Origin of the sequence: Streptomyces niveiscabiei, from assembly GCF_001419795.1 — a bacterium.
Lineage (GTDB): Bacteria > Actinomycetota > Actinomycetes > Streptomycetales > Streptomycetaceae > Streptomyces > Streptomyces niveiscabiei.
In genome coordinates this window covers 1-7,289 of record NZ_LIRL01000899.1, presented here as the reverse complement: position 1 = coordinate 7,289, position 7,289 = coordinate 1, and the positions used below count along the sequence as shown (strand labels likewise).

The window sequence follows — 7,289 nt, the reverse complement described above, 5'->3', positions numbered from 1 at the left end:
GTATAAGGGACAGGGGCGGGACCGTGCGGCGTCCGCATGCCGCGCGGCGGCGGGGGCGGCGGATCACGACCCTGCTGCTGGGGTTCTTCGCCGCGACGGTCCTCGTGCTGGCCGGTGTCGGGCTCGGCACGGTCGGGGCGACGGTGATCGGCATGAGCAAGCTGGCCGAGATGCAGAAACTGGCGGCCCGCGCGCCCGCGGGGACGAAGGCCGCTCCCGGCACGCCCGCGCCGGTGGCGCCCTCCCCGGCCCCGGCCCGCTCGGCACCGCCCGCGCGTGCGGCGCTCGGCGTGGAGGCGGTCGACGCGGAGAAGGCGGGCGCCGCGATCGTCGCCGTCCACGTCCCCGGCCCCGGCTACACGGCGGGGCTCGTGCGCGGGGACGTGCTGCTGACGTTCGGCACGACCCGGATCGACTCGGCGGCCGACCTCGTACGCGCGGTGGGCGGGGCGGAGCCGGGCGAGGAGGTCAAGCTGACGGTGCTGCACCGGGGCGGGGGGTACCAGCAGCTGACGGTCGTGCCCGGGGTGGTGGTGTGAGCCCGTTCCCGCCGGACGAGTCGGTCGCGGCAGTAATAGTGGATGATCAGCGGACAAGTCGTAGGGGGCTGTGGAAAACTTCCGCTGCCGTGCTCCGGGATACGCGACGATGGGCCGTAGCCGCGCAGCACCCCGTACCTGGTGCGACGGGTGGCGAACCGGCTCGCGCGGCCCCTGCCGCACGGGCAGGATGCTGCCCGTAGCCCCTGACCCGCCCGGAGGCCCGGATGACCGCCACCGCACCCTTCACCGCCGAGGACTACCGCGCCCGCATGGAGCGTGCGGCCCGCTCCGCCGCCGACGCAGGACTCGCGGGCCTCCTCGTCGCCCCCGGCCCCGACCTCGTCTGGCTCACCGGCTACGCCCCCACCGCCGAGACGGAGCGGCTCACCCTGCTGGTCCTCGCGCCGGGACAGGACCCCGTCCTCGTCGTCCCCGCGCTGGAGGCGCCCGACGCCGCGCACGCGCCCGGCGCGCCCGCGCTGACCTTCCGGGACTGGACCGACGGCAAGGACCCGTACGCCGCGACGGCCGCCCTCCTCGACCCGCGCGGACGCTTCGGGGTCAGCGACAACGCGTGGGCCCTGCACCTGCTGGCCCTCCAGAAGGCGCTGCCCGGCACGGCGTACGCGGCCCTCACGGAGGCACTGCCGATGCTGAGGGCCGTCAAGGACGCGGCCGAACTGGAGCTGATGGCGGCGGCCGGCGCCGCGGCCGACGCGGCGTTCGAGGGCATCCGCGCGGTGCGCTTCGCCGGGCGCAGGGAGTCCGAGGTGGGCGCCGACCTCGCGCGCCTGCTGCGCGAACACGGCCACCAGCAGGTCGACTTCACGATCGTCGGCTCCGGCCCGAACGGCGCCAACCCGCACCACGAGATGGGCGAGCGGGTCATCGAGGACGGCGACATGGTCGTCCTGGACTTCGGCGGCCTCAAGGACGGCTACGGCTCCGACACGACCCGGACCGTGCACGTCGGCGAGCCCACCGACGAGGAACGCCGGGTCCACGACGTCGTGCGCGAGGCGCAGGAGGCCGGGTTCCGCGCGGTGCGCCCCGGCGCCGCCTGCCAGGACGTCGACCGGGCCGCCCGCGCGGTGATCGCCGACGCCGGGTACGGCGAGTACTTCATCCACCGCACCGGGCACGGCATCGGGGTCACGACCCACGAGCCGCCGTACATGATCGAGGGCGAGCGGCAGGCCCTCGTGCCCGGGATGTGCTTCTCCGTGGAGCCCGGGATCTACCTGCCGGGGCGGTTCGGGGTGCGGATCGAGGACATCGTGACGGTCACCGAGGACGGCGGGCGCCGGCTGAACCGCACCGCGCGCGAGATGGTCATAGTGCACTGAGCCCCCCAAGGAGCCCCTCCCCACCTCACCGACCTGTGACGGCGCGACCATGACCCAGGCACCCACCCCCACCGCGGACACCGTCCGCCGACTGGCCCACAGCCTCCTCAAGAACGGCGACCCCGGCGTCCGCCCGGTCACCGAGGGCGAGGGGCACTCCACATGGTGGGTCGGCACCCGCCACGTCCTGCGCCTCGCGCCCGACCGGGACGCCGCCGTCCGCCAGCGCCGCGAACTGCGCCTGCGCGACGCCGTCCGCCCGCACGTGCCGGTCGCCGTGCCGACCAGCGTCGCGCACGGCGAGTGGGCGCCCGGCCTGACGTACACCCTCGACACGCTGGTGCCCGGCGGCACCGCCGAGGAGCACGACGTGTCGGCCGTCGGCGAGGCCGACCTCGCCGGGCTGCTCGGCGGACTGCGCGAGGTCACGGCCCGGCACGCCGAGTCGCTCGGTGTGCCGCGCGCCGCCCCGCGCTCCCTGGAGGCGCTGCGCCGGATGGCCGTCCAGGCCGCCGAACGGCTCACGAAGGCCGACGAGTTCGACGCCGACCGGCTGGCCCAGCTCACCCCGCCCGGCGCGGCGCAGCTCGCCTCGCAGCCCGGGACCGCCGTCCTCGTCCACCACCGGCTGCGCGGCGAGCACCTCGTGGTGAGCGCCGAGGGGCGGGTGCGCGGCGTCCTCGACTGGACCGCCGCCGTCCTCGGCGACCCCGCCGAGGACATCGCGGGCCTCGTCCTCGCCGTCGGCTCCGGCGCGGCCGTCCGCGCGGCCACCCTCGCCGGCTACGGCCCCCGCCCCTGCCTGCGCGGCCTGTGGCTGGCCCGCTGCGAGAGCGTCGTCCAGCTCGCCGACCGCCTCGACGGCCCCGCGACGGCCCTCCCGCTCGCGCGCACGCGCCTGAAGCGGGCGTGGGAGGCGATCCTGCTGGAGAGGGTGACGGACCTTCGGGAGGACGACGAGTAGCCCGGTCCGCGGACGCCCCTCAGTCCTGCTCCAGGACCGCACACGCCTCTCCGGGCATCCGGAGCACCCCGTCGGCCCCCGGGGGCTCCACGGGCTGCCAGGCGGCCAGCACGCGGGCCGGGCGGGGGCCCAGGGGGACGTCCGCCGGGGTCGCGGAGAGGTTGACCGCCACGCGGAGGTCGCCCCGGCGGAACGCCAGCCAGCGGGCGCCCTCGTCGTAGGCCACGCGCAGGTCCGCGAGGTCGGGGTCCGTGAGGTCCGGGTGGGCGTGGCGCAGGGCGATCAGCGCGCGGTACCAGGCCAGTACGCGCGCGTGGGGTTCGCGTTCCGCCTCCGCCCAGTCCAGGCAGGAGCGGTCCCGGGTGGCCGGGGACTGCGGGTCGGGGACGTCCTCCTCGGCCCAGCCGTGCGCCGCGAACTCCCGCCGCCTGCCCCGCCGTACGGCCTCCGCGAGGTCCGGGTCGGTGTGGTCGGTGAAGAACTGCCAGGGCGTCGAGGCGGCCCACTCCTCGCCCATGAACAGCATCGGCGTGAACGGCCCCGTGAGGGTCAGCGCCGCCGCGCACGCGAGGAGTCCCGGCGGCAGGGACGCCGAAAGGCGGTCCCCCTGCGCGCGGTTGCCGATCTGGTCGTGGGTCTGGCTGTAGCCCAGCAGCCGGTGCGCGGCCGTCCGGGACCGGTCCAGGGGACGCCCGTGCCGGCGGCCCCGGAACGACGAGTACGTCCCGTCGTGGAAGAAACCGTCCGTCAGGGTCTTGGCCACGGCCGCCAGCGGGGCGCGCGCGAAATCGGCGTAGTACCCCTGCGACTCGCCCGTCAGCGCGCAGTGCAGCGCGTGGTGGAAGTCGTCGTTCCACTGCGCGTGCAGCCCGAGCCCGCCGCGCTCGCGCGGGGAGATCACCCGGGGGTCGTTCAGATCGGACTCGGCGATCAGGAACAGCGGTCGGCCGGTCTCGTCGGCGAGCGCGTCCACGGCCGCCGACAGCTCCTCCAGGAACGGGTACGCGCGCGTGTCCCGCAGCGCGTGCACCGCGTCCAGCCGCAGCCCGTCCAGCCGGAAGTCCCGCAGCCACGCCAGCGCGCTGCCCAGCAGAAACGATCTGACCTCGTCGGACCCGGCCGCGTCCAGGTTCACGGCGGCACCCCAGGGCGTGTGGTGCGTGTCCGTGAAGTACGGACCGAACGCGGGCAGGTGGTTCCCCGAGGGCCCCAGGTGGTTGTGCACGACGTCCAGGACCACCCCGAGGCCGAGACCGTGCGCCCGGTCCACGAACCGCCTGAGGGCCTCAGGGCCGCCGTACGGCTCGTGCACGGCCCACAGGGACACGCCCTCGTACCCCCAGCCGTTCGTGCCGGGAAACGGGCACAGGGGCATCAGCTCGACGTGCGTGACGCCCAGCGCGGCGAGGTGGCCGAGACGGTCCGCCGCCGCGTCCAACGTGCCCTCGGGGGTGTACGTGCCGACGTGCAGCTCGTACAGCACCGCCCCCTGCAACGGGCGCCCCGCCCACGGCACGCGCCACGCGTACGCGCCCTGGTCGACGACCGCGCTCAGCCCGTCGGGGCCGTCCGGCTGGCGGCGCGAGCGCGGGTCGGGCAGCACGGGACCGTCGTCCACCGCGAAGCCGTACCGCGTGCCGTCGGACGCCTCCGCCTCGCCCGTCCACCAGCCCGCGCGCCGCGGATCGCGCTCCAGCGCGCGCGTGATGCCGTCGCCGTGGAGCGTCACACGGCCCGCCTGCGGTGCCCACACCTCGAACTGCACGGACGGTTCCCCTTCGTCGGTGGCCCGTCCATCGTGGGCCATGAACGGCCGGTCCGCCCCGCGAACACCGCCACCAGGGCCCGAACCCGTCAAGTACGCGCGCGGGAGGAGCCGTTGTCCCCGCCTCCCCACCTGCGCGCGCGGGGTGTCGTTCTCCGGTTTTCTGGACACCCGGGGACTACTGAAAGACAATCACCAGCGTGACGTCGTCCTTCGAGTTCAACACGTACCCCGCGCGGCTCTCCGACGGGGAGCGCGACAAGGCGCTGAAGGTGCTGCGGGACGGCGTCGCCATGGGGCGCCTGTCCCACGACACGTTCATCCGCCGCATGGAACTCGCGCTCGCCGCGCGCCGCTCCGACGAACTCGCCGCCCTCACCGCCGACCTGCCCCGCGAGAAGCGGCTGTCGCGCCTGGTGTTCGGCAGCGTCGAGGCGGTCTCCGGGTTCACGGTCCGGCTGCGCAACGCCTGGCGCGCCGAGCGGCTCCCCAAGCTCCTGCTGCCCGTCCCCGGCGCCGGACACCCCCTGCGGATCGGCCGCGACCCGGCCAACGGGCTGCGCCTGACCCACGAGACGGTCTCGCGCGTGCATGCCGAACTGAGCCACCAGGGCGGCATGTGGGTGCTGCGCGACCTCGGCTCCACCAACGGGACCACCGTCAACGGCCGGCGCGTCATCGGCGCCGCGATCGTCCGGGAGGGCGACCAGATCTCCTTCGGGCGCGTCGAGTACCGCCTCGCGGCGGACTGACGTTCGCCGCACGTTCGGGTGACCCGGGTGGGGTGAGGCGCCGCCGGTGCCGATGCGTACGGCATGACACGTTTCCTCGTTCTCGCCGCCGCCCTGGCCCTCACGGCCCTCACCGCGCCCGCGACAGCCGCCCAGAGCGCGCTGCCGGGCAACTGGCTCCAGATCAGCGTCACCAAGGGCGACGGCCACTCCAGCGACACGCGCGGCACCCTCCTGCTGTGCAACGACGTCCCCCAGGGGCACGCGCACGCCGCCGAGGCCTGCGCACAGCTGCGGGCGGCCCGCGGCGACATCCGGGCCGTCCCGCCGCAGGAGATCTTCTGCACCCTCGAATACGCCCCCGTCACCGCCTCCGCGCGCGGGCAGTGGAACGGACGGCCCGTGCAGTACCGGGAGACGTTCGGCAACAAGTGCGAGATGACCGCGAAGACCGGAGCCGTGTTCGCCCTGGACGACTGACGCTCCTAAGCCGCTCTCCCGCGCGCGTGCAGCGCCGCCGCCACCACCGTGCGGGACTGGTGCTCCACCTGGTGGGGGAGCGGCACCCAGCGCGCGTGGAAGTGGTCCGCGAACGAGGCGCTCCACACGCGCACCAGATGTTCGAGACGGGGCACCGCCCGGTCGTCGTGCTCGCGCAGCACCCGCAGGAGCATCGCCGCCGCCCGCAACGGCAGCCGCCGGGCGAACGCGTCGACACTGCTGACGTACGCGCGCGAGGTGTCCGCCGGGCGCGTGTGGGCCCAGTCCGAGGCCAGCCCCGGCACCAGGTCCAGACCCCAGCGCGCGGCCCGCAGCAAGGGCCCCTCCGGGCCGTACAGGCGCGGCAGCGCCTCCCGGTGGACCTCCTCGACCATCCGCGCGTCGTCCAGCAGCCTGCGCGACAGGTGCCTGAGGGCCGCCGGAGGGTCCGGGTGGGGCGCGCGGTCGTCCACCAGGTCGCTCGCCCACATCGGGACCTCCACGACCGCCGTGAGGCCGCCGTAGCGGTGCGTGCGGTACCAGGTGCTGTTGCGCGCGTCGTCCGGCATGCTCGGGTACGCCGCGCCCGCGCCGGGACCCGGCATCACGTGCACGCCGGGCCCCGACACCGGCCAGCCCGCCGCGTCCGACGCGCCCGTCTCCACCGGGATCCGCAGCCGCGCCGCCGACCGCGCGAACGGCGCCGCGAGCCCCGGGATGTCCCGGGTCAGCTGCACCCAGCTGCCGCCCAGGTCGGTGCCGTGCAGCGACACCTGGAGGTAGGGCCGCAGCTCGTCGATCACACCGGTCAGCGCGCGCGTCTCGGGCGGCAGCCGGTCCGGCGGGAGCGCGGCCGGCGACCACTCCGGCTGCTCGGGGCCGGCCGGCCGGTAGAAGCCCAGGTGGTAGTCCAGCAGGCTGCGCGGCGCTGGCGTGCTGTGCAGGCTCGCGCCGTCCGGGTCCGCGCACACCAGGAAGTGCCACGACCGCCCGGCACGCAACCCCCGCTCCCGCAGCACCCGTTCGGCCAGCGACAGCAGCGTGGGCCCGCCCGTCGGCTCGTTCGCGTGCGCCCCCGCCACCACCAGCACCGCCCGGCGCGCGTGCCCGACGGACAGCAGGTGCAGCGGCCGTCCCGCGCGCGAGACCCCCACCTGCCGCATCCCGCACAACCCGGGCCGCCGCACGGCCAACGAGCGCGCGGACGAGGTCAGTTCGGCCAACGTCGGATAGCGCGGCTCCGGCAAGACTCACCCCCGTCACAGGTCCTGCTCCGCCCTCCCACTACCCCACGCCCGCCAGACGCTGTCAAGCACGACGGAGGCCGGTGGTACGGGAGAGCAGCCGAGAGCACCTCGGTGGATGTACGGCGTCGGCGCGCACGCCGGGCGCGCGGTACGAGGCGTACGCGGGCGCGTGACCAGCCGAGCGCGCCGGACCGGACCCGGGTCACGCCCCGCC

The 7,289-nt window shown here is 75.5% G+C and carries 7 protein-coding genes; 5 read left to right on the top strand and 2 right to left on the bottom strand.

Annotated elements, in window-relative coordinates; all coding sequences use genetic code 11:
- Positions 1-2: 2 nt before the first annotated feature.
- The 3 genes from AOK24_RS36575 to AOK24_RS36565 all read left to right on the top strand — a co-directional run bounded on the left by AOK24_RS36575 (position 3) and on the right by AOK24_RS36565 (position 2,852).
- Complete coding sequence (locus tag AOK24_RS36575) at positions 3-539, top strand: PDZ domain-containing protein (RefSeq protein WP_055724263.1); 537 nt, start codon at positions 3-5, stop codon at positions 537-539.
- Between the two features lie 227 nt (positions 540-766).
- Complete coding sequence (locus AOK24_RS36570; protein ID WP_055724262.1) at positions 767-1,888, top strand: aminopeptidase P family protein; 1,122 nt, start codon at positions 767-769, stop codon at positions 1,886-1,888.
- A 49-nt stretch (positions 1,889-1,937) separates the two neighbouring features.
- On the top strand, positions 1,938-2,852 hold the full coding sequence (locus AOK24_RS36565; protein WP_055724261.1) for an aminoglycoside phosphotransferase family protein: 915 nt from the start codon (positions 1,938-1,940) through the stop codon (positions 2,850-2,852).
- Positions 2,853-2,871: 19 nt separating this feature from the next.
- Here the strand turns inward: AOK24_RS36565 and treZ are convergent, their stop codons facing one another.
- On the bottom strand, positions 2,872-4,617 hold the full coding sequence (gene treZ, locus AOK24_RS36560) for a malto-oligosyltrehalose trehalohydrolase (protein ID WP_055724264.1): 1,746 nt from the start codon (positions 4,615-4,617) through the stop codon (positions 2,872-2,874).
- A gap of 200 nt (positions 4,618-4,817) precedes the next feature.
- Here treZ and AOK24_RS36555 point away from each other — a divergent pair, with 200 nt between their 5' ends.
- Both AOK24_RS36555 and AOK24_RS36550 read left to right on the top strand, forming a co-directional pair.
- Positions 4,818-5,369: a DUF1707 and FHA domain-containing protein gene (locus AOK24_RS36555; protein ID WP_055724260.1), complete on the top strand. Its 552-nt coding sequence runs from the start codon at positions 4,818-4,820 to the stop codon at positions 5,367-5,369.
- A gap of 63 nt (positions 5,370-5,432) precedes the next feature.
- The gene (locus AOK24_RS36550; protein WP_055724259.1) at positions 5,433-5,828 is read left to right on the top strand and encodes an SSI family serine proteinase inhibitor; all 396 of its coding nucleotides are present in this window, start codon (positions 5,433-5,435) and stop codon (positions 5,826-5,828) included.
- A gap of 5 nt (positions 5,829-5,833) precedes the next feature.
- Here AOK24_RS36550 and AOK24_RS36545 read toward each other — a convergent pair whose 3' ends face one another.
- Positions 5,834-7,075, bottom strand: a complete 1,242-nt coding sequence (locus AOK24_RS36545) for a M14 family zinc carboxypeptidase (protein WP_055724258.1) — start codon at positions 7,073-7,075, stop codon at positions 5,834-5,836.
- Between the last annotated feature and the right edge of the window lie 214 nt (positions 7,076-7,289).

Excerpts from the sequence above, each read along its gene's own strand:
- AOK24_RS36570 (WP_055724262.1), top strand. The coding sequence starts at position 767 with ATGACCGCCACCGCACCCTTCACCGCCGAGGACTACCGCGCCCGCATG.
- AOK24_RS36565 (WP_055724261.1), top strand. The coding sequence starts at position 1,938 with ATGACCCAGGCACCCACCCCCACCGCGGACACCGTCCGCCGACTGGCC.
- AOK24_RS36550 (WP_055724259.1), top strand. The coding sequence starts at position 5,433 with ATGACACGTTTCCTCGTTCTCGCCGCCGCCCTGGCCCTCACGGCCCTC.